Source organism: Variovorax fucosicus (assembly GCF_030316825.1).
Taxonomy (GTDB): domain Bacteria; phylum Pseudomonadota; class Gammaproteobacteria; order Burkholderiales; family Burkholderiaceae_C; genus Variovorax; species Variovorax fucosicus.
In genome coordinates this window covers 760,660-785,703 of record NZ_JASZYU010000002.1, presented here as the reverse complement: position 1 = coordinate 785,703, position 25,044 = coordinate 760,660, and the positions used below count along the sequence as shown (strand labels likewise).

Sequence of the window (25,044 nt, the reverse complement as noted above, 5' to 3'; positions counted from 1 at the left end):
GAAACATTAGTTTTCAAACATATCTTTTCCCGGGCCCAGCCGCCCGCCGCCGGGCGGTGTGGGAAGGCGCGTTTTATAGTGGCCGCTCTTTTGAAACGACCTTCCCACTGCCCATGAAAACAAAAGCCGCCGTCGCCTGGAAGTCCGGAGCCCCGCTCACCATCGAAACCGTCGACCTGGAAGGGCCGAAGTTCGGCGAGGTGCTGGTCGAGATCAAGGCGACGGGCATCTGCCACACCGACTACTACACACTCTCGGGTGCCGACCCGGAAGGCATCTTCCCGGCCATCCTCGGGCATGAGGGCGCGGGCATCGTGGTCGACGTCGGCCCCGGCGTCACCACCCTGAAAAAGGGCGACCACGTCATTCCGCTCTACACGCCGGAATGCCGCCAGTGCAAGTTCTGCCTCTCGCGCAAGACCAACCTGTGCCAGTTGATCCGCGGCACCCAGGGCAAGGGCCTGATGCCAGATGCCACCTCGCGCTTCAGCCTCGATGGCAAGCCGATCTTCCACTACATGGGCACCTCGACCTTCAGCAACTACACGGTCGCCCCCGAGATCTCGCTCGCCAAGATCCGTGAAGACGCGCCCTTCGACAAGGTCTGCTACATCGGCTGCGGTGTTACCACCGGCATCGGTGCGGTGATCTTCACGGCCAAGGTGGAGGCCGGCGCGAACGTGGTGGTGTTCGGCCTGGGCGGCATCGGCCTGAACGTGATCCAGGGCGCGAAGATGGTTGGTGCCGACAAGATCATCGGCGTCGACCTGAACCCCGAACGCGAAGCCATGGCGCGCAAGTTCGGCATGACCCACTTCATCAACCCCAAGAACACCGAGAACGTGGTCGACGCGATCGTGCAGCTCACCGACGGCGGCGCCGACTACAGCTTCGAATGCATCGGCAACACCAAGGTGATGCGCCAGGCGCTGGAGTGCACGCACAAGGGCTGGGGCCGCAGCATCATCATCGGCGTGGCCGAAGCCGGCGCCGAGATCAGCACGCGGCCGTTCCAGCTGGTCACCGGCCGCAAGTGGGAAGGCTCGGCCTTCGGTGGCGCGCGCGGGCGCACCGACGTGCCGAAGATCGTCGACTGGTACATGGAAGGCAAGATCAACATCGACGACCTGATCACCCACACCATGCCTCTGGAAGACATCAACAAGGGCTTCGATCTGATGAAGCGCGGCGAGTCGATCCGCGGCGTGGTGCTGTATGACTGAAGCGGCCCTGGGCACGCTGCGCCGCACCCGGGCGGGCGTGCTCGATGTCGCATTCCACGAGAGCGGCCCGGCCGACGGGCCGCCGGTGCTGCTGATGCACGGCTTTCCGTACGACGTGCATGCCTACGCCGAGGTGGCACCGCTGCTCGCGGCGCAAGGCTGCCGCGTGGTGGTGCCGTACCTGCGCGGCTTCGGGCCGACGCAGTTCGTCGATCCGGCGACACCGCGCTCCGGCGAGCAGGCGGCACTCGCGTCGGATCTGCTGGCGCTGCTCGACGCGCTGCTCATCCCGCGCGCCGTGCTGGCCGGCTACGACTGGGGTGGCACTGCTGCCTGCGTGGCGGCGACGCTGTGGCCCGAGCGCTGCGCGGGCCTGGTGTCCTTCAACAGCTACAAGGTACAGAACATCGCGATCGCGGCGACACCCGCCGCGCCGGAGAACGAGTTTCGCTACTGGTACCAGTGGTACTTCCACGGCGAGCGTGGCCGTGCCGGGCTGGAACAAAACCGCCACGCGTTGTGCAAGCTGCTGTGGCGGCTCTGGTCACCGACCTGGCACTTCGACGAAGCGACATGGGAACGCAGCGCGCCCGCCTTTGACAACCCCGATTTCGTCGATGTGGTGATCCACTCGTACCGGCACCGCTACGGCCTGGTCGAGGGCGACCCGGCCTATGCCGACCTCCAGGCGCGTCTCGCGCAACTGCCGCACGTCACCGTGCCGTCCATCACCTTCGACGGCGCCGACGATGGCGTCATGGCGCCGACAGGCACCGCCGACCACAGCCACTACTTTCTCGGGCCGCGTTCGCACCGTCTGGTGCCGGGCGTCGGCCACAACATACCGCAGGAGGCGCCACGCGTGTTCGCCGATGCGGTGCTTGAACTCGTTCCGCTGCTTTCCCAATGACCGACGCCATCAAGACGCTTTCCGAACACCGCTGCTTCGGCGGTGTGCAACGCTTTGTCGAGCACGAATCGCGCGAGATCGGCCTGCCGATGCGCTTCTCGGTCTTCCTGCCACCGCAGGCTGCCGTCGGCAAGGTGCCGGCCGTGATGTTCCTGGCGGGCCTCACCTGCAACGAAGAAACCTTCATGGTGAAGGCCGGCGCGCAGCGGCTCGCGGCCGAGTTGGGCATCGCGCTGGTCGCGCCCGACACCAGCCCGCGTGGGGCCAACGCGCCGGGTGAGGCGGACAGCTGGGACTTCGGTGTCGCGGCCGGCTTCTATCTCGACGCGACCGAGGCGCCCTGGGCCAAGCACTGGCGCATGGAGAGCTATCTGATCAAGGAGCTCCTGCCGCTGCTGGGCGCGCAGTTTCCGATCGACCTGCACCAGCTCGGCCTGTCCGGCCACTCGATGGGCGGCCACGGTGCGCTCACGCTGGCGCTGCGGCATCCGGGTCTGTTCAAGTCGCTGTCGGCCCTGGCGCCGATCTGCGCGCCCACGCAATGCCCGTGGGGTGTCAAGGCCTTCACCGGCTATCTGGGCGCCGACAGCGGGCGCTGGATCGAGCACGACGCCACGGTGCTGATGCAGCACCAGCCGGTGGCGCCCTACCCGGCCGGCATCCTGATCGACCAGGGCCTGGGTGACAAATTCCTGGCCGAGCAACTGCACCCCCACTTGTTCGAGGCGGCCTGCAAGGCCATCGGCCAGCCGCTCACGCTGCGCCGGCACGAGGGCTACGACCACGGGTACTACTTCATCCAGAGCTTTGTCGCAGACCATCTGGCGCATCACGCCGCCGCGTTGTCGGGCTGAACCATGTTGCCGACCGAGGCCGAGTCGCTGGAACGCGCGATCCATGAAGAAGTGGCACTGAGCCCCTGGGACGCACGCTGGCCGGCACAGTTCGAAGCGGAGCGCGCGCGGTTGATGTCGCTGTTCCCGGGCCAGCTGATCGACGTGCAACATTTTGGCAGCACGGCCATTCCGGGCATGACGGCCAAGCCGGTGATCGATATCCTGGCCGGCGTCGAGTCGATGGCGGTGGCCGATGCGCTGGCCGGCCCCTTGCTGCAGTCGCACTACACCACGTCAGCCGGGTTCAATGCCACTCTGACGAATCGGCGCTGGTTCATGCGCTGGGCCGACGGCCGGCGCACGCACCATCTTCATGTGGTGGTGCACGGCGGCGACGAATGGCAGCGGCGCCTGCGCTTTCGCGACGCGCTGCGCGCCGATGGCGCGCTGGCCGCCCGCTACGGCGCGCTCAAGAACGACCTCGCGGTGCTGCACCGCGTCGACCGCGAGGCTTACACCGATGCCAAGACGGCGTTCGTGGCCGCCGTCCTGGGCGCAGCATGACGCCCGCCTCCACCTCGCGCCTGCGCCGTTGCAACTTCGCGCCGGGCGAAGCCGCGGCCCTCGCCGGCATCTGGCGGCGCGGGTGGGCCTCGGCCCATCGCGACGTGCAGGTGCTGGAACCGATCGCACACTGGCTGGCGCGCGTGCAGGCCGAGTTCCAGCCGCCCTGCGAGGTGCTGGTGATCGAGCGCCAGGGTCAGCTGCTGGCCTTCATGGCGCTGCACCCGGCCCGCCGCTATGTCGCACAGCTGTTTGTCGACCCGCACCTGCAGGGCCAGGGATTCGGCCGTCTGCTGCTCGACGAAGCCAGCCGGCGCATGCCTGCAGGATGGCGGCTGCATGTGGCCACGGCGAACAGCAGCGCACAGCGCTTCTACACGCGCTATGGCCTGGTGCGCGGCGCGGTCGACCGCCATCCGGGCACCGGCCGCGAGCGGGTTGAATACCATTGCCTGCCCCGCGAAAATTGAAACCCCATGCGCATTGACCACATCGCCCTCTGGACCGAAGACCTGGAGCGCTGCAAGCAGTTCTACGTGAACTACTTCGGCGCGACTGCCGGCGCGGGCTATGCCAACCCGGCCAAGGGCTTCGCATCGTGCTTTCTGAGCCTGGGCGATGGGGCGCGCATCGAGGCGATGACCACCACGACCCTGGCGCCCGTGGCCGCCGAGGCCGGCGCGCAACGCATGGGCTGGACGCACCTGGCGATCGCGGTCGGCTCCGACGCGCTGGTCGACACGCTGACACAGCGCCTGCGGGCCGACGGCTACCCCGTGCTCGACGGCCCGCGCCGCACCGGCGACGGCTACTACGAGAGCGTGGTGCTCGACCCCGACGGCAACCGTATTGAAATCACATCCTGAACCATCGAAGCTCCTCTCATGTCATTGCACACCTGGTTTTTCTACGTCATTGCCGTCCTCGTCCTCACCGTTACGCCCGGCCCAAGCGTGCTGATGTGCGTCACCAACGGCGTAAACCACGGCGCGCGCCGCACATTCTTCTCGGCCATGGGCAGCGTCACGGCCGTGCTTGCGATCATGAGCTTCTCGGCCATCGGCCTCGGCGCGGTGCTGGCCGCGTCGGAGCATGTGTTCAGCGCGATCAAATGGTTCGGCGTCGCCTATCTGTTCTACGTGGGCGTCACGACGCTGCGCTCGACCACATCGAGCTTCGCACTGCCCGACCGCGGCACGGAGCGCAAGAGCCGCCGCAGCCTCTATCTGCAAGGGCTGCTGGTCGGCGTGAGCAACCCCAAGGCATTGCTGTTCTTCACCGCCTTCTTCCCGCAGTTCATCGACCCGGCCGCGCCGCAGTTGCCGCAGTTCGTGGTGCTGGGCGCCACCTTCGTGGCCTTCGAGCTGTTCTGGCTGATGTTCTATGCAAGCTTCGCGGCACGCATTGCGCCCTGGCTGCGTACCGAGGGCCGGGCGCGCTGGTTCAACCGCGCGTCGGGCTCGGTCTTCATCGGTGCCAGCGCCTTGCTGGCCACGGTCAAGCGCTCGGCCAGCAACGCCTGAACGATCCTGCAACGCAGTACCGGCCATGAGCGAGTTCGTCCAGAGCCTGCACGAGGTGTTTGAGCGCCTGGGCCGTATCGAAGCCAAACGCATGTTCGGCGGCCACGGCGTGTACCACGAGGGCCGCATGTTCGGGCTGGTGGCCGGCGACACGCTCTACCTCAAGGCCGACGCGCAAAGCGTGGCCCATTTCGACCGGCTCAGGCTGCCGGCCTTCGAATACAACCGCAATGGAAAGATGATGCAGATGTCGTACCGGCAGGCGCCCGCCGAAGTGTTCGAGGATCGTGACGAAGCGGCGGTGTGGGGCCGCCGCGCCTGGGAGGCGGCGATGCGCTCCGGCCAGCCGCCCAAACAGAAGAAAAAGCCCGTTTCGTCGGGCGCCCGATGAGCGCGCCGTTGCCCACGCTGCCGAGCCGCGAAGAGATTGCCACGCTCGAAATTTTCGCGGGCCTGGAGCTGCGCGACATCGAACTCGTCGCGACGCCGGAAGATGCCGCGCGCGCCCTGGCTGCGCTGGGGCAGCTGAGCGTGGTCGGCTTCGACACCGAATCGAAGCCCACCTTCCTGAAGAACGAAGTCTCGACCGGCCCGCACACGGTGCAACTGGCCGCGATCGACCGCGCCTGGGTGTTCCAGTTGCACGATTCGGTGTGCCGCGCTGCGGCAGCCAGCCTGCTGGCGTCGAGCGCGCTCACCAAGGTCGGCTTCGGCTTGTCGAGCGACCGGACCCAGATCCGCGCCAAGCTCGGCATCGAGCCGCAGGCTGTGCTGGATCTCGACACGGTGTTCCGGCGCCGGGGCCATCGCAACTCGGTGGGCGTGAAGACCGCGGTGGCGCTCATGTTCAACCAGCGCTTCGTCAAATCGCGCAAGCAAACCACGTCGAACTGGGCTGCAAGACACCTCAGCGAGGGGCAACTGCGCTATGCCGCGAACGATGCCTATGCTGCGATGCGCGTGTTCGACGCGCTGGGCACCGAGGCGCGCTAGCAGCGCTTCAATGGCGCGGCAGCGCGTTGAGCGGAATGCGCAGATAGGCCACGCCGTTGTCGTCCGGCGGGGGCAGTTGCCCTGCCCGCACGTTGACCTGCATCGACGGCAGGATGAGCGCCGGGACGTCGAGCGTCGCGTCGCGCGCCTGGCGCATGGCAACGAACTCGTCCTCGCCGATGCCGTCGCGCACATGGATGTTGTGCACGCGCTGCGCCGCAACGGTCGTTTGCCAGGCGGGCCCGCGCGAAGCCGGCGGATAGTCGTGGCAGACGTACATCGTGGTTTCCGGCGGCAATGCCAGCAGGCGACGCATCGAGCGATACAACGTGCGCGCATCACCGCCGGGAAAATCCGCGCGCGCGCTGCCGACGTCGGGCATGAACAGCGTGTCGCCGACGAAGACCGCCCCGTCCAAGCGGTAGGCCATGTCCGCAGGGGTATGGCCGGGCACCCACAGCGCGGTGGCCTCTACCGTGCCGATCATGAAGGTCTCGCCATCGCCGAACAGGTGGTCGAACTGGCTGCCGTCGGGCAGAAAGTCGCGCTCCAGGTTGTAGAGCTTCCTGAAAGTGACCTGCACCTCGCGGATGTGGGCACCGATGGCAATGCGCCCGCCAACGCACTCCTGCAGCCAGCGCGCGCCTGACAGGTGGTCGGCGTGCGCATGCGTCTCCAGGATCCAGTCGACCTGCAGTTGCTCGGCCTGCAGATACGCGCGCACCTTGTCGGCCGACTTCGTGCCCGTATGGCCTGATTTGAAGTCGTAGTCGAGCACGGGATCGATGACAGCGGCGTGGCGCGTTGCGTGATCCCAGACGACGTACGACACGGTCCAGGTTTGCGGATCGAAGAACGCGCGGGTGGTGGTTCGCACAGTCATGGAGATCTTTCGTGGCAGTCGAACGATATACTTAATTACATTATATTATCTGATATATTAATCGCAGCTTGAATATCTCCTTCGACCTCATGCCGCGCTCCCCCACCGTCATCGATCCGCAAGTCCTGCGCAGCGGCGCCGGTCGCGCCGTCGGCGCCCTGAAACTGCTCGCCAACGAGGAGCGCATGCTGCTGCTGTGCCAGCTGTCGCAAGGCGAGATGTGCGTCAGCGAGCTGGAGGCGCAACTGGGCATTCACCAACCCACGCTGTCCCAGCAGCTGGGCGTTTTGCGCAACGAGGGTGTAGTCGAGACGCGCCGGCAAGGCAAGAACATCTACTACAACGTGTCGGATCCAGCGCTGCTCGAAATACTGGCAGTGCTGTACCGCCTCTACTGCCCGAAGGAAGCGCGATGATCTCGATCGACTGGACGCATTTCACCCCATGGGCCTCGCTCGCAGGCGGCGTGCTGATCGGCATCGCGGCCGCCATGTTCGCCCTGCTGAATGGCCGCATTGCCGGCATCAGCGGCGTGGTCGGCGGGCTGCTCAGGCCGGCCAGTGGCGATGTCGCGTGGCGCCTGGCCTTCACTTTGGGGCTCGTGGGCGCGCCGCTCGCCTACCTGGTGTTCGCGCCATGGCCGGCGCCGCAGATCGATGCCGGCTACCTGGCCCTGGTCGCGGCGGGCCTGCTGGTCGGCATCGGCACGCGCTACGGCGCGGGCTGCACCAGCGGCCACGGCGTGTGTGGCCTGTCGCGCCTGTCGCCGCGCTCGCTGGTTGCCACGGTGGCCTTCATGGGCGCCGGCTTCGTCACGGTGTTCGTGATTCGCCATCTGCTGGCGATCTGAAGGCTCGTCATGCTCGCTGTCACTTCGTTCCTGGCCGGCCTCGTGTTCGGTCTCGGCCTGCTGGTTTCCGGCATGGCCAACCCGGGCAAGGTACTCGGCTTTCTCGACCTGGCCGGCAAGTGGGATCCCTCCCTGGCGTTCGTGATGGCCGGCGCGATCGCGGTCGGCATGGGTGCCTTCTTCGTCGCCGGCCGACGCGCGCGTTCGCTGCTGGGCGCCGAAATGAGGCTGCCCACGGCGCGGCACGTGGATCGCCGGCTCGTCATCGGCAGCCTGGTGTTCGGGCTCGGCTGGGGCGTCGCGGGCTTCTGCCCCGGCCCCGGGCTGGTGGCGCTCGGCATGGGCGAGGCCAAGGCGCTGGTGTTCGTCTGCGCCATGCTGGCCGGCATGGCCGGCTTCGAGCTGGTCGAGCGGCGACAACGGCATCGGCCGCGCCGCCCGGCCTGACCGGGAACCGTCAGGACTCGTCCGGACGCATCGGCACGTCGCCCAGCGCTTCGTCCTCGCGGATCTCGCGGGCGGCCTTCAGGAGGCCGATCGACAAGCCATCGCCCTGCCCCGCGAATCCCTTGGCGATGCCTTCCAACGCGTTCGCAAGGTTTCTGTCGCCGTCGTCGCGGGCGTCCATGCTGACGTTCAGCACGCGCGCGGCCATTTGCCGGTAGGTGATGACACCCGATTTTTCCAACACGGCCACCAGGTCGAGGTAAAGCGCGAGGTTCAGGTCGAAGACCAGCTTCTCCGTGATCTCAAAGCCTTCATCGTTGTTCTCCAAAGCCTGCTCCTTATGGTTGGTGTCCACTCTAGCCAAAAAAACGCGTGCGGTGTATCCGGATCACACGACCGCGCCATGCCCGGCACAATCCCCGGCTGAAACAACCCGGGCGCAGCCTGCGCCGCAAGAAGGACATCCATGAGCAGCAACAGCGTGAAGAAAAGCGACTTCGGATTGATCGGCCTGGCCGTGATGGGCCAGAACCTGGTGTTGAACGTGGAGAGCCGTGGCTTCCAGGTCAGCGTCTTCAACCGCACCACGGCAACCACCGACGAGTTCGTCGCACGCAATCCGGGCAAGCAACTGGTCGGCTGCGACACACTCGAAGCCTTTGTGCAGAGCCTGGCGTTGCCGCGCAAGATCCAGATCATGGTGAAGGCCGGCGCCGCGGTCGACCAGGTAATCGAGCAACTGATTCCGCTGCTCGACAAGGACGACATCGTGATCGACGGCGGCAACAGCCTCTACACCGACACCGAGCGGCGCGACGCCTATCTTGCAGCCAAGGGCCTGCGCTTCATCGGCGCGGGCGTGTCGGGCGGCGAGGAAGGCGCGCGCAAGGGGCCGGCAATCATGCCCGGCGGCCCGGCGTCGACCTGGGAGGTGATGAAGCCGATCTTCGAAAGCATCGCAGCCAAGGTCGACGGCCAGCCCTGCGTGATCCACATCGGTCCCGGCGGCGCCGGTCACTACGTGAAGATGATCCACAACGGCATCGAGTATGGCGACATGCAGCTCATCTGCGAGGCCTACAGCCTGTTCAAGGCCGCCGGCTTCACCACCGACGAGATGGCCGCGATCTTCAACGAATGGAACGAAGGCGATCTGCAAAGCTACCTGATCCAGATCACCGGCAAGGCGCTCGAGCAGAAGGATCCCGAGACCGGCAAGCCGATCGTCGATCTGATCCTCGACAAGGCCGGCCAGAAGGGCACCGGCCAATGGACGCTGCTCAATGCGGCCGAGAACGCGGTGGTCATCAGCACCATCAACGCCGCCGTCGAAGCGCGCGTGCTGTCGTCGCAGAAGAAGCAGCGCGTGGTCGCGAGCAAACAGCTGCAGGGGCCGAAGGCCGACCTCAGCGCCGCAAAGAAAGACCTGGTCGCCAAGGTGCACGACGCGCTCTATGCGTCGAAGGTGATCAGCTACACCCAGGGCTTCGACCTGATCAAGACCATGGGCGAGAAAAAGAACTGGGGGCTCGACTTCGGCGGCATCGCATCGATCTGGCGCGGCGGCTGCATCATCCGTGCACGCTTCCTGAACCGCATCACCGACGCCTATCGCACCGACCCGGCACTGGCCAACCTGATGCTCGCGCCCTTCTTCAAGGACCTGCTCAACAGCACGCAGCAGAACTGGCGCGAAGTCGTGGCGCTGGCGGTGCGCAACGGCATTCCGGTGCCGGCCTTCAGCGCATCACTGGCCTACTACGACAGCTACCGTGCCGAGCGCCTGCCGGCCAACCTGCTGCAGGCGCAGCGCGACTTTTTCGGCGCCCATACCTACGAGCGCATCGACAAGCCGGAAGGCCAGTTCTTCCACACCGACTGGCCCGAGGTGATTGGCTGACCCCGGTCTGAACCGCTGCCGGTGCCCGGGCTACCAAGCCGCGCGCATCACGCCCTGCTCGGCCGCGATCCAGTCGCGCACGGGCACCGGCAACTCGCCCGCCGGCAGGGGCAGGCCCATGGCGGCGTAGGACTCGAGGTTGGGCACCAGCCCGCTGCGCGCGACGGCCGCACCCTTCATGTAGCCGGCGGCGCAGACCTTGTCGCCCTTCACGAACTCGAAGCGCATGTAGTTCCAGTGGCTGTCGGTCGCGTCGAGCCGGAAGCGCAATGTGTACCCCTCGAAAGGCTGCAGCCCGCGCCGGTAGCTGATGAGCGAGCCGCCTGCCATCGGCCGCCAGCCGTGGCGCAGCATCGTGCGGGCAAAGCCGGTGCGCACGAAGTACTCGACCAGCATCAGGTCGATGATCGTGAGGTAGCGCCCGTTGTTCATGTGCCCGTTCAGGTCGAGGTCGTTGGGCAGCACGCGCAGCTGGCGCTCCAGCGTGTCGCCCGGCGAGAGGCGCGGCGCGCGCCAGGCGCGCAGCAAGGTCATCAGGAGGCGCAGGTAGAGGTTCATGACGGGTTTAGAATTGGTTCAGTTTTGAACATTATAGTTCAATTTTGAACGAACCATGACCCCTCCTTCCCGGACACCGAAATCCCCTTCCGCGCCGCACGGCACGCTGGCCTGGCTGGCCGCCGTGCGGGCCTACAACCTCTGCGAGGCCGTGATGACGGCCCGGCTCGCCGCCATCGGCCTGCGCGTCGGCGAGCACGAGGTGCTGGCCACCATCGCCACCACGCCCGGCATCACGCAGCAGGCGCTGGCGGCGCGCTGCTTCGTGGCCAAGAGCGGCGTGAGCATGCTGGTCGCGCACATGGAAGGGCAAGGCTGGGTGCGCCGCGAAAGCGACAGCGCCGATGCGCGCGTCAAGCGCCTGTCGCTCACCGAGGCGGGGATGGCGGTGGCGCGCGAAACGCTCCAGGTTCAGGCCGAAGTGGTCAGCGCCATGGTGGCGTCGGCCTCGGAGGCCGACATGGAGGTGGTCGCGCGTGTGATGGATCGCGCGTCCGAAGCGCTCGAAGCCATGCGGGTGGCGCGGGCCTGAATCCCGTTTTTCCTACAACCACGCCCTGCTCTGGGCGATCAGCGCGGCCATCGGCGAGGTCGCGTCGACCGCCAGCACGCCGGCTTCGCCCACGGGCGACTCGAGGGTGGCGAACTGGTTGGCCACGAGGCTGGCCGGAAACATGTGCTGCGCGGCACGGGCCGCGACGCGGCGCTCGGCCTCCTCGCGCGTCAGTTCCATGAAGACGAAGCGCAGATCCGGCACGGCCGCGCGCAGCCGGTCGCGGTAGGCACGCTTGAGCGCAGAGCAGGTGAGCACCGCGCCCTTCGGGTGGGCGGCGAGTTCGGCTCCGAGCGCATCCAGCCAGCCCGCACGGTCGGCGTCGACGAGCGCAATGCCGGCGCGCATCTTTTCGACATTGGCGGGTGGATGGAAGTCGTCGCCCTCTATCAACGGCAACGCCAGGTCTTTGGCCAGCGCGTCACCCAGGCTGGACTTGCCACAGCCGGAAACCCCCATCACCACGATCCAGACAGAATTCATCCTGCCGACTTTAGAACAGACTTCCCTGTCCCGCGGCACCCGGTGGCCGGAACGCGCCAAGATTCATCGGAATCCGGTCGCGGTTGAAGCCGATGCGCCGCGTGGCTTTCTGGAAGCGCTGGCCTATCAGTTCGGCCCACAGGCCGCTTCCCTTCATGCGCGTGGCGAAGTCGGCGTCGTAGTCCTTGCCGCCGCGCATCTCGCGGATGCGCGCCATGATGCGGTCGGCGCGCTGCGGATAGTGCAACTCCAGCCACTGCTTGAACAGCGGCGCCACTTCCCATGGCAGCCGGATCACCGTGTAGAAGGCACAGCGCGCGCCGGCCTCCCAGGCCGCTTCGAGCACCTGCTCCATGTCTTCGGTGACGAACGGGATCTGCGGCGCCACGCTCACGCCGACCGGCACGCCGGCCTCGGCCAGCGTGCGGATGGTGCGAAGGCGCCGGTGCGGTGCGGCCGCGCGCGGCTCCAGCTTGCGGGCGAGTTCGCCGTCGAGCGTTGTCACGGTCACATACACGGCGGCCAGCTGTCGGGCCGCCATCGGCGCGATGAGGTCGAGGTCGCGTTCGACCGCGCTCGACTTCGTGACGAGCGCGAACGGATGGTTGGTGTCGCGCAGCACTTCGATCACCGATCGCGTCAGGCGCAACTCGCGCTCGATCGGCTGGTAGCAGTCGGTCGCGGTGCCGATGGCGATCTGGCTCGGCCGGTAGTTCTTTTTGCCCAGCTCGTGGCGCAGCACCTCGGCAATGTTGCGCTTGGCGATGAGCTTGGTTTCGAAATCGAGGCCGGGCGACAGGTTGAGGTAGCTGTGCGTAGGCCGCGCAAAGCAGTAGATGCAGCCGTGCTCGCAGCCGCGGTAGGGGTTGAGCGAACGATCGAACGGAATGTCGGGCGAGTCGTTGTCGCTCAGCACCGATTTGGCATCCTCGAAGCGCACCTCGGTTTGCGGCGCCGAAGGTGCATCGGCCTCTTCGTTTTCGAGCGTGCCCCAACCATCGTCGTACGCGTCTCGCGCCTCCTTTTCGAAGCGGTGCGCAATGCGCGTCGCGGCGCCGCGGCCCTTGAGCGCGCTGATCGGAATGAAAGCGTCGGTCATGGCGACCTCAATACTGTATAAAACAACAGTATGCAACCAATCGACCCGCCAAGCCAGCAATGGCAAAAGAATTGATTTCTTTATTGACAGAAATCAAAGAATGTTTAAGCTTACCGCATGCAACTCACCGACATCCAACGCAAGTTCGTGCTCCATTGGGGCGAGATGGGCTCGATGTGGGGCGTCAACCGCACCGTCTCGCAGATCCACGCCTTGCTGTTCGCGCACGGCCGGCCGCTGCATGCCGAAGAACTCTCCGAAACCCTGAATGTCGCGCGCTCCAACGTGAGCAACAGCCTGAAGGAATTGCAGGCCTGGAACCTGGTGCGGGTGACCCACGTGATGGGCGACCGGCGTGACTACTTCGAAACCAGCGTCGATGTGTGGGAGCTGTTTCGCACCGTGGTGCGCGAGCGCAAGGAGCGCGAGTTCGACCCCACCGTGCGCATGCTGCGCGAGCTTGTGGCCAGCCCCGATTTCCAGAAGGAGCCGGCCGACGCGCAAGACCGCATCCGCTCCACGCTCGACCTCATGGGCAAGCTCGCCACCTGGGCCGACGAGATGCTGCGCCTGTCGCCCGGCACGCTGGACAAGGTGCTGAGCCTGGGCGCCAGCGTGCAGAAGTTCGTGCGCGGTGACGGTTCGTCGAAGACGCCGGAAGATCCGAACGCCCACCACGCCAGCCTGCCGATGATCTGAGCGCTCTTTTTTTGCCCAATCGTTTCTGTTTCAACTGAAATAACGAAAACTGAAGCCCCATGCACACCGATGTACGCCCCGCTTACCGCCTGGTTTCCATGACCGCCCGGTTGAACCCCGACCTGCCGTTGGCAAGCCCGTCTGCACCCGTTGCGGCCACAGCACCCGTCACCTCGGCCGACACACAGGACTACTTCACCGAGGTGGCTGACGACTACCGGGCCTGGAGCGCTCACTACAACATGCACTTCGGCTATTGGCGCCCCGGGCTGAACCCGCTGCGGCGCGAAGGCATGCTCGGCGAGATGAACCGCGCCGTAGGCCGTGCGCTGCAGTTGCCGGCCGCGGGGCCGGCCTGCGTGGTCGACCTCGGCTGCGGTGCGGGTGCGACTGCACGCCTGCTGGTCGGGGAGCGCCCCAGCCTCTTTGCCGTGACCGTGACCAACGTGGCCGTGCAGAACGAGATCGCAACCCGTCTGGACGCACAGGCCGGGGTGGCCGACCGGTTGGCCCACATCGAAGCCGACTACACGCGCACCGGCCTGCCCACCGCCGCGGCCGACGGTGCCTGGGCCGTCGAAAGCGCGTGCTATGCAAGCGGCACCGCCAAGGCCGATTTCATCGCCGAAGCCGCGCGCCTGCTCAAGCCCGGCGCGCGGCTGGTGGTGGTCGACGGCTTCCTGCTGCGGCGCCGTCAGGGCCGGCTTGCCAACTGGCTGCACCGGTTGTGGGCCGACAGCTGGGCGGTGCCGACGCTGGCGGTGCGCGACGATTTCACCGCGGCACTGCGCGAGCATGGCTTTGCCGATGTTCAGGTACGGTCGCTGCGCTGGCGCGTCGCGCCGAGCGCGCTGCACATTCCGGTGCTCGCGACCCGCTTCACGCTGGCCGAACTCTGGAAGGCACGCGGCCGCCTCACGCCCTGGCGGCGCAAGCACATCGTGGCCAGCTACTGCTCGCTCGCACTCGGTATGTTCTGGAACGAGTTCGACTACTGCATGGTCACGGCCGTGCGCGAACAACCCTGAGCACGCCCGTGTTCCAGGCGCGCCTCGGGGCTCAGAACTCGGCGTCGAGTTCGTCGATTTCCTCGGGCTCTTCCTTGGCTGCCTTGACCCATTCCTGCATCGCGGGCAGTTCCATGACGCGCTTGCAGTAGGCCGTGCATTCGCGGTCGAGCGCCACGTCGTAGCTCATGAAGCGCGTCACCACCGGTGCGTACATTGCGTCGGCAATGCAGGGCTGCTTGCCGAACAGGAAGGGGCCGCCGTACGCCTTCAGGCATTCGCGCCAGATGACGACCACACGATCGATGTCGGCCTGCGCGCGCGACCAGATCTTGAAGTTGGGAAACCTGGCCTTGATGTTCATCGGCAACGCACCGCGCATCGACGCAAAACCGGAGTGCATTTCACCGCTGATGGCGCGGCAGTGCGCTCGCGCCTTGGCATCGGCCGGGAGCAGTCCGGCCTTGGGCTTGATCTCGTTGAGGTACTCGCCGATGGCCAGCGTGTCCCACACCTTCACGCTGCCGTGCTGCAGCGACGGCACCAGCATCGACGACGAGAGCAGCAGTATCTCGGCCTTCATGGCCGGATCGTCGGGCGGGATGACCTTTTCGGTGAAGTCGAGTCCGGCCAGGCGGCACATGAGCCAGCCGCGCAACGACCAGGCACCGTAGTTCTTGCTGCTGATCGTGAGGACGGGTTTGGCCATTGCGACGCTCCTTGACGCCGTCATATTCGACGGCAGCCTGCCGCCGTGCAAGCCCCATGCCACCGCCGCCCGGCTTGGCCCGCAACTTGCCTGCAACGGCCTCATGCTTTACCGGGCCTACCAGACTCAAGCCGACATGCTCTCGCCACTGCGGCTCACCGCGCAGTTCATGGGAGCCGCGCTCTGGAGCGCGGGCTCCGAGCGAAGCGCGGTGCGGCGCATGGCGGCGCAGCTGGAGGTGTTCTCGCGCATGCGCATCACCCACTCGCGGCCGGCCTGGGACATCAAGACTGTGGTCGTTGAGGGCCAGGAGGTCGCCGTGCATGAAGAGCCGGTGCTGGTGGCTCCTTTCGGCACCTTGCTCCATTTCCGCAAGGAAACGGGCACGATGCACCCTCCTGTGCTGCTGGCTGCACCACTATCGGGCCATTTCGCGACGCTGCTGCGCGAAACGGTGCGCACGCTGCTGCGCGACCACGACGTCTACGTGACCGACTGGCACAACGCGCGCGACGTGCCGGTCTGGCAAGGCGGCTTCGGGCTCGACGAATACACGCTGCAGCTCATCAGCTTCATGGAGGCCATCGGCCCCGGCGTGCATCTGGTGGCGGTGTGCCAGCCCTGCGTGGCGGCGCTGGCCGCCACCGCGCTGATGGCCGAGGACGACAACCCGGCCGCGCCACGCAGCCTGACGCTGATGGCCGGCCCGGTCGATTGCCGCATCAACCCGACCGGCGTGAACACCCTGGCCACCAGCAAGCCGATCGAGTGGTTCAAGCGCAACCTGATCAGCCGCGTGCCATGGCCGCATGCGGGGGCCACGCGGCGGGTGTACCCCGGCTTTCTTCAGCTTTCGGCCTTCATGAGCATGAACCCCGCGCGGCACAAGGAGCAGTTCAAGAAGCTGTTCGAGCACCTGGTCGAAGGCGAAATCGACAAGGCCGACACCATCCGCAATTTCTACGATGAATACCTGGCGGTGAACGACCTGCCGGCCGAGTTCTACCTGGAGACGGTCGAGCGCGTGTTCCAGACCTACGACCTGCCCCGTGGCGAGCTCACCGTGGGCACGCGCAGGGTCAACCCGGCCGCGATCCGCCGCACCGCGCTGCTCACGGTCGAAGGCGAGCGCGACGACATCTGCGCGGTCGGCCAGACCGTGGCGGCGCAAGACCTCTGCACCAACATCCGGCCTTATCTCAAGGTCCACCACCTGCAGGCCGGCGTGGGGCACTACGGCGTGTTCAGCGGCAGCAAGTGGAACGCGCAGATCTACCCGCGCGTGCGTGAAACCATCCACGCGGCCGCAGAACTGCACTGAATTTCCGGCGGCGCCGACACACTAGCCGCTGTCCTACAGGTCAAGGCTCCCTCGGCGGCTCGCGCTGCCGGGCGGTTCCGCGCTCCAATGAGTTGCTCGCAGCCACCGGACGCAATGTCCGGCCACAAGGGAAATTCATCCGTGCAAAACCAACCACAGCGCTTCGGCGAGCAAGACAGCTGGCTATTCCGTGAAGGTACCCACGCCCGCATGCATGACATGCTGGGATGCCATTTGCGACCCGACGGCAAGGGCGCCGCCTTCGCGGTCTGGGCCCCCAATGCGCGCGCCGTCTCCGTCATCGGCGACTGGAACGGGTGGAACGACAGCGCGCTGCCGCTGGAGCCCCGGCCCGACTCGAGCGGCATCTGGGAGGGCGTTGCGCCCGAGGCAAGGCGCGGGCAGGCCTACAAGTACCGAATCTTTTCGCAGCACAACGGCTATGTGGTCGACAAGGCCGACCCGTATGCGTTCTATGCCGAGGCGCCGCCGGCCACGGGTTCGCGCGTGTGGTCGCTCGAACACGACTGGCACGACGCCGACTGGATGGCCTCGCGCGCGCCGAAAAACGCGCTCGACGCGCCGATGTCCATCTACGAACTGCACCCCGGCTCCTGGCAACGCCAGGATGGCCAGATGCTGGGCTACCGCGAACTGGCGAGCCGCCTGGCCGATTACGTGGTCGAGATGGGCTTCACGCACGTGGAGCTGATGCCGATCACCGAACACCCGTTCTACGGCTCCTGGGGCTACCAGACCACCGGCTACTTTGCGCCGACCTCGCGCTACGGCATGCCGCAGGACTTCATGGCGTTTGTCGACCATCTGCACCAGCGGGGCATCGGCGTGCTGCTCGACTGGGTGCCTTCGCACTTTCCGACCGATGAGCACGGCCTCGGCTACTTCGACGGCACGCACCTGTTCGAGCACGAAGATCCGCGCCAGGGCTTCCACCCCGAGTGGAACTCGAGCATCTTCAACTACGGCCGCAACGAGGTGCGCAGCTTCCTCATCTCATCGGCGCTGTTCTGGCTGGAGTACTACCACCTGGACGGCCTGCGGGTCGATGCGGTGGCATCGATGCTCTACCTCGACTACGCGCGCGACAACGGCGAGTGGATTCCCAACAGCAACGGCGGCCGCGAGAACCTCGAAGCCATCGAGTTCCTGCGCGACCTGAACCGCGCGGTGTACCGCGAGCACCCCGACACGGTCTCGGTGGCCGAGGAGTCGACCGCCTGGCCGATGGTGTCGCGCCCGACCGACATGGGCGGCCTGGGCTTCGGCATGAAATGGAACATGGGCTGGATGCACGACACGCTGTCGTTCTTCGCACGCGATCCGATCTACCGCCGGCACCACCACCACCAGCTGACCTTCTCGCTGATCTATGCCTTCAACGAGAACTTCGTGCTGCCGATCTCGCACGACGAGGTGGTGCACGGCAAGGGCTCGCTCATCAACAAGATGCCCGGCGACAGCTGGCAGCAGTTTGCCAACCTGCGCACGCTCTTCGGGCTGATGTGGGCGCACCCGGGCAAGAAGCTGCTGTTCATGGGCTGCGAGTTCGGCCAGCGGCGCGAGTGGACGCATGACGGCGAACTCGAATGGTGGGCGGCCGAACACCCCGAACACGCCGGCCTGCAAGGCTTCGTGCGCGAACTGAATCGGGTCTACAAGGCCGAGCCGGCGCTCTACCAGCTCGACTTCTCGCCCGACGGCTTCGAATGGATCAACGCCGACGATGCCGAAGCCAGCGTGCTGGTGTTCCTGCGCAAGCCGCGTCGGGGCGGTGCGCCGGTGCTGGTGGCTTGCAATCTGACCCCGCTGCCGCGTACAAACTACATCGTTGGCGTACCGACCGGTGGCGTCTGGCGCGAGTTGCTCAACAGCGATGCCATCGAATACGGGGGCGCCGGCTGGGGCAACATGGGCAGCGTGACCGCTGCGTCGACGCCGGCCAATGGCCGACCGCATTCGCTGAGCCTGACCCTGCCGCCGTTGTCCACCTTGATCCTGAAGCCCTCGACCGATGCATGAAACCCAGACCCCCGCCCTTCTCGCAGCCGCACCGCCCGGCATGCCGCCCGACGGGCGCGTGCGCACCATCATCGATGCCGTGCTGCCGGTGGTCGACGCGGGGCGCTTCGCGGTCAAGCGCACAGCCGGCGAAAAGCTCGAGGTCAAGGCCCATTGCTTTGCCGAAGGGCACGACGTGCTGCGCGTCATGCTGCGCTGGGGGCCCGAGGGCAACGTCGCGGCGCACGAGGTGGAGATGGTGCTGCTCTACAACGACATCTGGGAGGCCGACTTCGTGCCGCCGGTGCCGGGCCGCTATGCCTACACCGTGGTCGCCTGGGTCGACTCCTTCGCGTCCTGGCGGCACGAACTCGAGCGCCGCGTCGATGAAGAAGACATCCGCGTGGCGGCGCAGGTCGGTGCCATCGAAATCGCGAGCGCGGCCGGCCGTGCCACGGGCGCGGACCAGAAAGCGCTGACCGCCTGGGCACAGACGCTGGACCGCAGCGCCGCCGACCGCAGCATCGACGGCGCCAGCCTCAAGGCCATGGCGCTGGACGAAGACCAGGCTGCCGTCGCCGCCAGGTACCCGGACCGGCGCTTCGAGGCGCACTTCACCGAATTGCCGCTGATCGTCGACCGCGAGCGCGCGCGCTTCAGCAGCTGGTATGAGCTGTTCCCGCGCTCCACCGGCCCGGCCGGCAAGCATGGCACCCTGCGCGACGTGGAGACGCGGCTGCCGGCGATCGCGAAGATGGGCTTCGACGTGCTGTACTTTCCGCCGATCCACCCGATCGGCCGAATCGACCGCAAGGGCAAAAACAACGCGCTGGTGACCGAGCCCGACGACGTAGGCAGCCCATGGGCCATCGGCGCGGCCGAAGGCGGCCACAAGGACATCCTGCCCGCGCTGGGCACCCTGGCCGATTTCCGCCATCTGGTCGCGGCGGCGCACGGCCATGGCCTGGAGATCGCGCTCGACATCGCGTTCCAGTGCGCGCCCGACCACCCCTACGTGAAGGCGCACCCGGGCTGGTTCCGCTGGCGTCCGGACGGCAGCGTGCAGTACGCCGAGAACCCGCCGAAGAAGTACCAGGACATCTACCCTTTCAACTTCGAGTGCGACGACTGGCAAGGCCTGTGGCTCGAACTCAAGAGCGTGTTCGACCACTGGATCGCCGAAGGCGTGACGATCTTCCGCGTCGACAACCCGCACACCAAGGCGTTTCCGTTCTGGGAGTGGTGCATCACCGAGATCAAGCGCCAGCATCCCGGCGTCATCTTCCTGGCCGAGGCATTCACACGGCCGAAGGTCATGCACCGGCTGGCCAAGGTCGGCTACTCGCAGTCGTACACCTACTTCACCTGGCGCAACACCAAGGCCGAGCTGGTCGAGTACTTCACCGAGCTCTCGCAGGGGCCGGGCTACGAGTACTTCCGCCCCAACGTGTGGCCCAACACGCCCGACATCCTGCATGCGCAACTGCAGGGCGGCGAAGCGGCGATGTTCCGCCTGCGGCTGGTGCTGGCCGCCACGCTCGCGGCCAACTACGGCATCTACGGGCCGGCCTACGAGCTGCTGGAGCACCTGCCGCGCAACCCCGGCAGCGAGGAATACCTCGATTCCGAGAAGTACCAGCTGCGCCACTGGGATCACGACCAGCCGAAGAGCATCGCGCCGCTGATCACGCGGGTGAACCGCGTGCGGCATGACAACCCGGCGCTGCAGTTCAACGGCAGCCTGCGCTTCCTGCCCGTCGAGAACGAACAGTTGATTGCCTATGCCAAGGCCTCCCCCGACGGCCGCAACGTGGTCGTCACCGTGGTCAACCTCGATCCGCACAACCCGCAGGACGGCTGGGTCGGCCTCACGCCGGAGTCGATCGGCGTGGAGGCAGGCCACAGCTTCCAGATGCACGATCTGCTGAGCGACGAACGCTTTCTCTGGCAGGGCGAATCCCACTACGTGCGGCTCGACCCGCAGCAGGCGCCGGCCCACATCCTGCTTGTCCGGCGCCGTGTGCGCGACGAGAACGACTTCGAACAATTCCTTTGAGGAACCCGTTGCCCATGAACGCTCCCGTCCCAGCCCTGGTCCTTGAAACCCCCGAGATCGACAGCACCGACGACGCGCAGTGGTACCGCGATGCGGTGATCTACCAGCTCAACGTCAAGGCCTTCTTCGACACCAACGAGGACGGGATGGGCGACTTCAAGGGCGTGACGGCCAAGCTCGACTATGTGAAGGATCTGGGCGTCAACACGATCTGGCTGATGCCGTTCTACCCCTCGCCGCTGCGCGACGACGGCTATGACATCTCCGGCTACGAAGACGTGCATCCGCAATACGGCACGCTGTCCGACTTCAAGGAGATGCTGGACGAAGCCCACAAGCGCGGCCTGCGCGTGATCACCGAGCTGGTGATCAACCACACCTCGAACGAGCACCCCTGGTTCAAGGCCGCGCGGCAGGCGCCGCCCGGATCGCCCGAGCGCGACTTCTACGTGTGGAGCGACACCGACCAGATCTACCAGGGCACGCGGATCATCTTCACCGACACCGAGACCTCGAACTGGACATGGGATCCGGTGGCCAAGCAGTACTACTGGCACCGCTTCTTCAGCCACCAGCCGGATCTCAACTTCGACAACCCGGCGGTGCTGGAGGCGATCTTCAAGACCATGCGCTTCTGGCTCGACATGGGCGTGGACGGGTTCCGGCTCGATGCCATCCCCTACCTGGTGGAGCGCGACGGCACCAGCAACGAGAACCTGCCCGAGACGCACGCGGTCATCAAGAAGATCCGCACGGCGATCGATGCCGAGTACAAGAACCGCTTCCTGCTGGCCGAAGCCAACATGTGGCCGGAAGACGTGCGCGAGTATTTCGGCAACGGCGACGAGTGCCACATGGCGTACCACTTCCCGCTCATGCCGCGCATGTACATGGCGATCGCGCAGGAAGACCGCGACCCGATCGTCGAGATCCTGCAGCAGACGCCCGACATTCCCGACGGCTGCCAGTGGGCGATTTTCCTGCGCAACCACGACGAGCTCACGCTCGAGATGGTGACCAGCAAGGAGCGCGACTACATGTACACGACCTATGCGTCGGACATGCGTGCACGCATCAACCTCGGCATCCGGCGCCGCCTTTCGCCGCTGATGGACAACGACAAGGATCGCATCAAGCTCATGAACGGCATGCTGCTGTCGATGCCCGGCTCGCCGATCATCTACTACGGCGACGAGATCGGCATGGGCGACAACGTGTTCGTGGGCGACCGCAACGGCGTGCGCACGCCAATGCAATGGGCGCCCGACCGCAATGCCGGCTTCTCGCGCGCCGATCCGCAGCGGCTGTACCTGCAGCCGATCATGGACCCGATGTACGGCTACGAATCCGTCAACGTCGAATCGCAACTGCGTGACAACAGCTCGCTGCTTCACTGGACACGTCGCATGCTGGCCGTGCGCAAGACCAGCAGCGCTTTCGGCCGCGGCAAGAAGATCTTCCTGCGACCCGGCAACCGGAAGATCCTGGCCTACCTCAGCATCTTCGACGACGACGTGATCCTCACGGTGTTCAACCTGTCGCGCGCGGCGCAACCGGTCGAGCTCGACCTGTCGGCCTACAAGACGCGCGTGCCGGTCGAGATGCTCGGACGCTCCTCGTTTCCGCCGATCGGCGAGCTGCCTTACCTGCTCACGCTGGCGTCTTACGGCTTCTACTGGTTCAAGCTCACCACCGATGCCCCGATGCCGACCTGGCACCAGGAGGACGTGGGGCTGCGCGAGCGCCCGACGCTGGTGCTGTTCGACGGCTGGAGCAGCTTCTTCCGCGAGCGCGTGATGCCGTGGCGCATCGGCATGGCGGAGCGGCTGCGCGAGCAGGTCGAGGCCGACGTGCTCGCACGCCACATCGAGGTGCAGCGCTGGTACGGCGCCAAGGGCAGTGCGATCACGCGCACCACCATCGCCGAGCATGCCGTGTGGGAACACGGCCGGCTGCGCTGGATGCTGCCGATCCTCGACGTGCAGGCCACCGATGCAAAGTCGACCTACTTCATGCCGCTCGCACTGGCCTGGGAAGACCATGACGACGAGCGCATGAAGCAACTCGCGCCGGCCGCGATTGCCAAGGTGCGCCAGCAGGCCGAGGTCGGCCTGATGGCCGACGCCTTCTACGACGAGGCGTTCTGCCGCGCCGTGGTGCTGGCGATCGCCCAGGGCCTCACGCTGCCGGCCGAGCGCGGCGAAATCCGCTTCACCTCGACCGGCGCGCTGGCCGACGTGACGCAGGAGGACGTCGACGCGCTCGACGTGAGCCGGCCCAGCGCGGCCAGCAGCAACACCGTGGTCACGCTCGGCGACCAGCTGTTCCTGAAGGGCTACCGGCACCTGCACGAGGGCATCAACCCCGAACTCGACGTCGGCCGCTACCTCACCAAGGTGGCCCGTTTCGCCAACTGCGTGCCGGTGGCCGGTGCGATCGAGTACCACGGCGCCGACGGCAGCGTGATGACGCTTGCGCTGCTGCAGGCCTTCGTGCCGAACCAGGGCGACGCATGGGAATACACGCAGGCCTACCTCGAACGATTCCTGTCGGAGCAGCGTGCCGCCCCGGAAGGCGATGCGGTGGTCGATCATGGCGCCTTTCTCACGCTGGTGCGGATACTGGGCCAGCGCACCGCCGAACTGCATCTCGCCTTTGCGCGCTCGAGCGGCGACCCGGCGTTCGATCCCGAACCGCTGACGGCAGCCGACCGCGTCGCGCTGCGCGACACGGCGGTCACCGAAGCACGCCACAGCTTCGCCATGCTGCGCGAGCGGCTCGCGGGCCTGCCGCCCGAAGCCCAGCGCGACGGCGAGCGCCTGCTGGCGCAGGAGGCGTCGATGCTCCAGCGCATCGAACAGTTCGAAACCGAAACGGGCAATGCCACCGGGATCAAGTCGCGCTTTCATGGCGACTACCACCTCGGCCAGGTGCTGGTGTCGCGCAACGACTTCGTCATCATCGACTTCGAAGGCGAACCGGCCCGCGACTTCGCGGAGCGCCGCGCCAAGACCTCACCGCTGCGCGATGTGGCCGGCATGCTGCGCTCGTTCAACTATGCGCGATGGTCTGCGCTCAAGCGCGCCGCGCACAACCCCGATGAACTGGCCCGGCTCGATGCCGCCGCGGCCGACTGGGAAAGGCAGGTGCGCAGCGCGTTCCTGGGCGGTTATGTCGACACACTGGCGGTGGCCGGCGCGCCGGCGCCCGAAACCGAGCTGCTCTCGCTGTTCGAGATGGACAAGGCCATGTACGAGCTGCGCTACGAGTTGAACAACCGCATCGACTGGGTTCAGGTGCCCATGCAGGGGTTGCAGGCCCTGGCAACCCCGGTCGGCGCCGAAACCGCACGAGGAGAAGCCGCATGAACGAATTCAACTTTTACCTGGAGCCCCTGCGCGGGATCCTCTACCAGATCGGCGCGTTCCTGCCGCGGCTGCTGATCGCGGCGCTGGTCGTCATCGTCGGCTGGCTGTTCGCCAAGGTGGTGCGCTTTGCGGTCACGCGCGGGCTGCGGGCCGTCAACTTCAACGTGCTGACCCAGCGCTCGGGCCTCGACAATTTCCTGCGCCAGGGCGGCATGGAAAAAGACACCGGTGACATCATCGGCGTGCTGGCCTACTGGCTGGTGGTGCTGGCGGCGCTGATCATCGCGTTCAACGGCCTTGGGCTCACCTACATCACCGACCTGCTCGGGCGCGTGGTGTGGTTCGTGCCGAACATCTTCGTGGCGCTGCTGGTGCTGGCCTTCGGCTCGTACTTCGCGCGTTTCGTGGGTGACGCGGTGATCACCTATGCGCGCAACGTCAAGCTGGCCGACGCCCGCTTCTTCGGCAAGCTGGCGCAGTACGCGATCATGATCTTCGTGGTGCTGATCGCGCTCGACCATGTCAAGGTCGGCGGCGACATCGTGCGCGAGAGTTTCATCGTGATCCTGGCCGGCGTGGTGTTCGCACTGGCGCTGGCGTTCGGCCTGGCCGGCAAGGACTGGGCGGCCGATCGCATCGCCCAGTGGTGGCCGCGCAATGGCATGCCCAGGCCGGCCGTGCGCGACAGCGATTTCGCTGATCTCGAGGCGGCATCCGATCTGTCGACCGAAACGGTCGAGCCCCCGGCCGCACCGCCGCGGCCGCGCGGCCGCCCGCTGATGCCGAGCCGGCCGAGCGATCCGCCGCCGCCGCTTTGAACTGGGACTGCATGAACGACCGGGATTCGATTCGGACATATGGGTGCGAGGCGCTCTGGCGGGATCAGGGTGGCGGGGCACGCTGCTCCGCGAATGTCCCCCGGGCTTCGCCCTCCTCCTTTATTTCGCTGCGCAGCGTGCCCCACCGCCCTGATCCTGGACGCGGCGTCTCCGGTTCGCGCCGAACAGGCAGAGCGTGCCCTGGGCCGCTGGCGGCGGGTGGCC

At 66.5% G+C, this 25,044-nt stretch carries 27 protein-coding genes; 21 read left to right on the top strand and 6 right to left on the bottom strand.

What is annotated here, in order from left to right; translation table 11 throughout:
* The first annotated feature begins 113 nt into the window (after window positions 1-113).
* The 9 genes from QTI05_RS15840 to QTI05_RS15800 are packed head-to-tail and all read left to right on the top strand — an operon-like array spanning window position 114 to window position 6,049.
* Window positions 114-1,223: an S-(hydroxymethyl)glutathione dehydrogenase/class III alcohol dehydrogenase gene (locus QTI05_RS15840; RefSeq protein WP_286622175.1), complete on the top strand. Its 1,110-nt coding sequence runs from the start codon at window positions 114-116 to the stop codon at window positions 1,221-1,223.
* Window positions 1,216-2,133: an alpha/beta fold hydrolase gene (locus QTI05_RS15835; protein ID WP_286622173.1), complete on the top strand. Its 918-nt coding sequence runs from the start codon at window positions 1,216-1,218 to the stop codon at window positions 2,131-2,133. The genes QTI05_RS15840 and QTI05_RS15835 overlap by 8 nt, the downstream gene beginning before the upstream one ends.
* Complete coding sequence (fghA, locus tag QTI05_RS15830; RefSeq protein WP_286622172.1) at window positions 2,130-2,987, top strand: S-formylglutathione hydrolase; 858 nt, start codon at window positions 2,130-2,132, stop codon at window positions 2,985-2,987. The genes QTI05_RS15835 and fghA overlap by 4 nt, the downstream gene beginning before the upstream one ends.
* Before the next feature lie 3 nt (window positions 2,988-2,990).
* Window positions 2,991-3,533, top strand: a complete 543-nt coding sequence (locus tag QTI05_RS15825) for a GrpB family protein (RefSeq protein WP_286622171.1) — start codon at window positions 2,991-2,993, stop codon at window positions 3,531-3,533.
* A complete protein-coding gene (locus tag QTI05_RS15820; protein ID WP_286545870.1) occupies window positions 3,530-4,003 on the top strand; it encodes a GNAT family N-acetyltransferase in 474 nt (157 codons plus the stop codon). Before QTI05_RS15825 ends, QTI05_RS15820 begins: the two co-directional genes overlap by 4 nt.
* Before the next feature lie 6 nt (window positions 4,004-4,009).
* The gene (locus QTI05_RS15815; RefSeq protein ID WP_286545869.1) at window positions 4,010-4,399 is read left to right on the top strand and encodes a VOC family protein; all 390 of its coding nucleotides are present in this window, start codon (window positions 4,010-4,012) and stop codon (window positions 4,397-4,399) included.
* Between the two features lie 18 nt (window positions 4,400-4,417).
* A complete protein-coding gene (locus QTI05_RS15810) occupies window positions 4,418-5,056 on the top strand; it encodes a LysE family translocator (RefSeq protein ID WP_286545868.1) in 639 nt (212 codons plus the stop codon).
* Between the two features lie 25 nt (window positions 5,057-5,081).
* Window positions 5,082-5,447 (top strand): TfoX/Sxy family protein, encoded by a 366-nt coding sequence (locus tag QTI05_RS15805; protein WP_286622170.1) that lies wholly within the window; start codon window positions 5,082-5,084, stop codon window positions 5,445-5,447.
* Entirely contained in the window at window positions 5,444-6,049 is a 606-nt protein-coding gene (locus QTI05_RS15800; protein WP_286622169.1) for a 3'-5' exonuclease, read from the top strand. The genes QTI05_RS15805 and QTI05_RS15800 overlap by 4 nt, the downstream gene beginning before the upstream one ends.
* A 7-nt stretch (window positions 6,050-6,056) precedes the next feature.
* Here QTI05_RS15800 and QTI05_RS15795 read toward each other — a convergent pair whose 3' ends face one another.
* The gene (locus tag QTI05_RS15795; RefSeq protein WP_286622168.1) at window positions 6,057-6,932 is read right to left on the bottom strand and encodes an MBL fold metallo-hydrolase; all 876 of its coding nucleotides are present in this window, start codon (window positions 6,930-6,932) and stop codon (window positions 6,057-6,059) included.
* Window positions 6,933-7,021: 89 nt separating this feature from the next.
* On the opposite strand from QTI05_RS15795, the gene QTI05_RS15790 reads away from it, so the two are divergent.
* The 3 genes from QTI05_RS15790 to QTI05_RS15780 are packed head-to-tail and all read left to right on the top strand — an operon-like array spanning window position 7,022 to window position 8,229.
* Complete coding sequence (locus QTI05_RS15790) at window positions 7,022-7,348, top strand: ArsR/SmtB family transcription factor (RefSeq protein WP_286622167.1); 327 nt, start codon at window positions 7,022-7,024, stop codon at window positions 7,346-7,348.
* Window positions 7,348-7,782: a YeeE/YedE family protein gene (locus tag QTI05_RS15785; RefSeq protein ID WP_286622406.1), complete on the top strand. Its 435-nt coding sequence runs from the start codon at window positions 7,348-7,350 to the stop codon at window positions 7,780-7,782. The genes QTI05_RS15790 and QTI05_RS15785 overlap by 1 nt, the downstream gene beginning before the upstream one ends.
* Window positions 7,783-7,791: 9 nt before the next feature.
* Window positions 7,792-8,229, top strand: coding sequence for a DUF6691 family protein (locus tag QTI05_RS15780; protein WP_286622166.1), 438 nt, complete (start codon window positions 7,792-7,794; stop codon window positions 8,227-8,229).
* A gap of 10 nt (window positions 8,230-8,239) precedes the next feature.
* On the opposite strand, the gene QTI05_RS15775 is transcribed toward QTI05_RS15780, so the two are convergent.
* A complete protein-coding gene (locus tag QTI05_RS15775) occupies window positions 8,240-8,557 on the bottom strand; it encodes a hypothetical protein (RefSeq protein WP_286545862.1) in 318 nt (105 codons plus the stop codon).
* 153 nt (window positions 8,558-8,710) lie between these two features.
* On the opposite strand from QTI05_RS15775, the gene gnd reads away from it, so the two are divergent.
* Complete coding sequence (gene gnd / locus QTI05_RS15770) at window positions 8,711-10,129, top strand: decarboxylating NADP(+)-dependent phosphogluconate dehydrogenase (RefSeq protein WP_444812926.1); 1,419 nt, start codon at window positions 8,711-8,713, stop codon at window positions 10,127-10,129.
* Between the two features lie 30 nt (window positions 10,130-10,159).
* Here gnd and QTI05_RS15765 read toward each other — a convergent pair whose 3' ends face one another.
* Window positions 10,160-10,687 (bottom strand): thioesterase family protein, encoded by a 528-nt coding sequence (locus QTI05_RS15765; RefSeq protein ID WP_286622164.1) that lies wholly within the window; start codon window positions 10,685-10,687, stop codon window positions 10,160-10,162.
* A gap of 55 nt (window positions 10,688-10,742) precedes the next feature.
* Between QTI05_RS15765 and QTI05_RS15760 the strand changes: the two genes are divergently transcribed.
* Entirely contained in the window at window positions 10,743-11,219 is a 477-nt protein-coding gene (locus tag QTI05_RS15760; protein ID WP_286622162.1) for a MarR family winged helix-turn-helix transcriptional regulator, read from the top strand.
* Window positions 11,220-11,231: 12 nt separating this feature from the next.
* Here the strand turns inward: QTI05_RS15760 and QTI05_RS15755 are convergent, their stop codons facing one another.
* The gene (locus QTI05_RS15755; RefSeq protein ID WP_286622161.1) at window positions 11,232-11,723 is read right to left on the bottom strand and encodes a gluconokinase; all 492 of its coding nucleotides are present in this window, start codon (window positions 11,721-11,723) and stop codon (window positions 11,232-11,234) included.
* 10 nt (window positions 11,724-11,733) lie between these two features.
* On the bottom strand, window positions 11,734-12,822 hold the full coding sequence (locus QTI05_RS15750; protein WP_286622160.1) for a PA0069 family radical SAM protein: 1,089 nt from the start codon (window positions 12,820-12,822) through the stop codon (window positions 11,734-11,736).
* A gap of 117 nt (window positions 12,823-12,939) precedes the next feature.
* Here QTI05_RS15750 and QTI05_RS15745 point away from each other — a divergent pair, with 117 nt between their 5' ends.
* Both QTI05_RS15745 and QTI05_RS15740 read left to right on the top strand, forming a co-directional pair.
* Window positions 12,940-13,521: a GbsR/MarR family transcriptional regulator gene (locus QTI05_RS15745; protein WP_286545856.1), complete on the top strand. Its 582-nt coding sequence runs from the start codon at window positions 12,940-12,942 to the stop codon at window positions 13,519-13,521.
* A 98-nt stretch (window positions 13,522-13,619) separates the two neighbouring features.
* Entirely contained in the window at window positions 13,620-14,549 is a 930-nt protein-coding gene (locus tag QTI05_RS15740) for an SAM-dependent methyltransferase (RefSeq protein WP_286657827.1), read from the top strand.
* A 31-nt stretch (window positions 14,550-14,580) separates the two neighbouring features.
* On the opposite strand, the gene QTI05_RS15735 is transcribed toward QTI05_RS15740, so the two are convergent.
* Window positions 14,581-15,237, bottom strand: a complete 657-nt coding sequence (locus QTI05_RS15735) for a glutathione S-transferase family protein (RefSeq protein WP_286545853.1) — start codon at window positions 15,235-15,237, stop codon at window positions 14,581-14,583.
* Window positions 15,238-15,340: 103 nt separating this feature from the next.
* Between QTI05_RS15735 and QTI05_RS15730 the strand changes: the two genes are divergently transcribed.
* The 5 genes from QTI05_RS15730 (at window position 15,341) to QTI05_RS15710 (ending at window position 24,819) form a co-directional block, all read left to right on the top strand.
* Window positions 15,341-16,558: a polyhydroxyalkanoate depolymerase gene (locus tag QTI05_RS15730; protein WP_286546233.1), complete on the top strand. Its 1,218-nt coding sequence runs from the start codon at window positions 15,341-15,343 to the stop codon at window positions 16,556-16,558.
* 114 nt (window positions 16,559-16,672) lie between these two features.
* Window positions 16,673-18,598, top strand: a complete 1,926-nt coding sequence (glgB, locus tag QTI05_RS15725; protein WP_286622158.1) for a 1,4-alpha-glucan branching protein GlgB — start codon at window positions 16,673-16,675, stop codon at window positions 18,596-18,598.
* Window positions 18,591-20,633 carry an alpha-1,4-glucan--maltose-1-phosphate maltosyltransferase gene (locus QTI05_RS15720; RefSeq protein WP_286622157.1) on the top strand — a complete coding sequence of 681 codons (2,043 nt, stop codon included), beginning with the start codon at window positions 18,591-18,593 and terminating at the stop codon, window positions 20,631-20,633. Before glgB ends, QTI05_RS15720 begins: the two co-directional genes overlap by 8 nt.
* Window positions 20,634-20,647: 14 nt before the next feature.
* On the top strand, window positions 20,648-24,001 hold the full coding sequence (gene treS, locus QTI05_RS15715) for a maltose alpha-D-glucosyltransferase (protein ID WP_286622156.1): 3,354 nt from the start codon (window positions 20,648-20,650) through the stop codon (window positions 23,999-24,001).
* The gene (locus tag QTI05_RS15710; protein WP_286545848.1) at window positions 23,998-24,819 is read left to right on the top strand and encodes a mechanosensitive ion channel family protein; all 822 of its coding nucleotides are present in this window, start codon (window positions 23,998-24,000) and stop codon (window positions 24,817-24,819) included. Before treS ends, QTI05_RS15710 begins: the two co-directional genes overlap by 4 nt.
* Window positions 24,820-25,044: the final 225 nt, after the last annotated feature.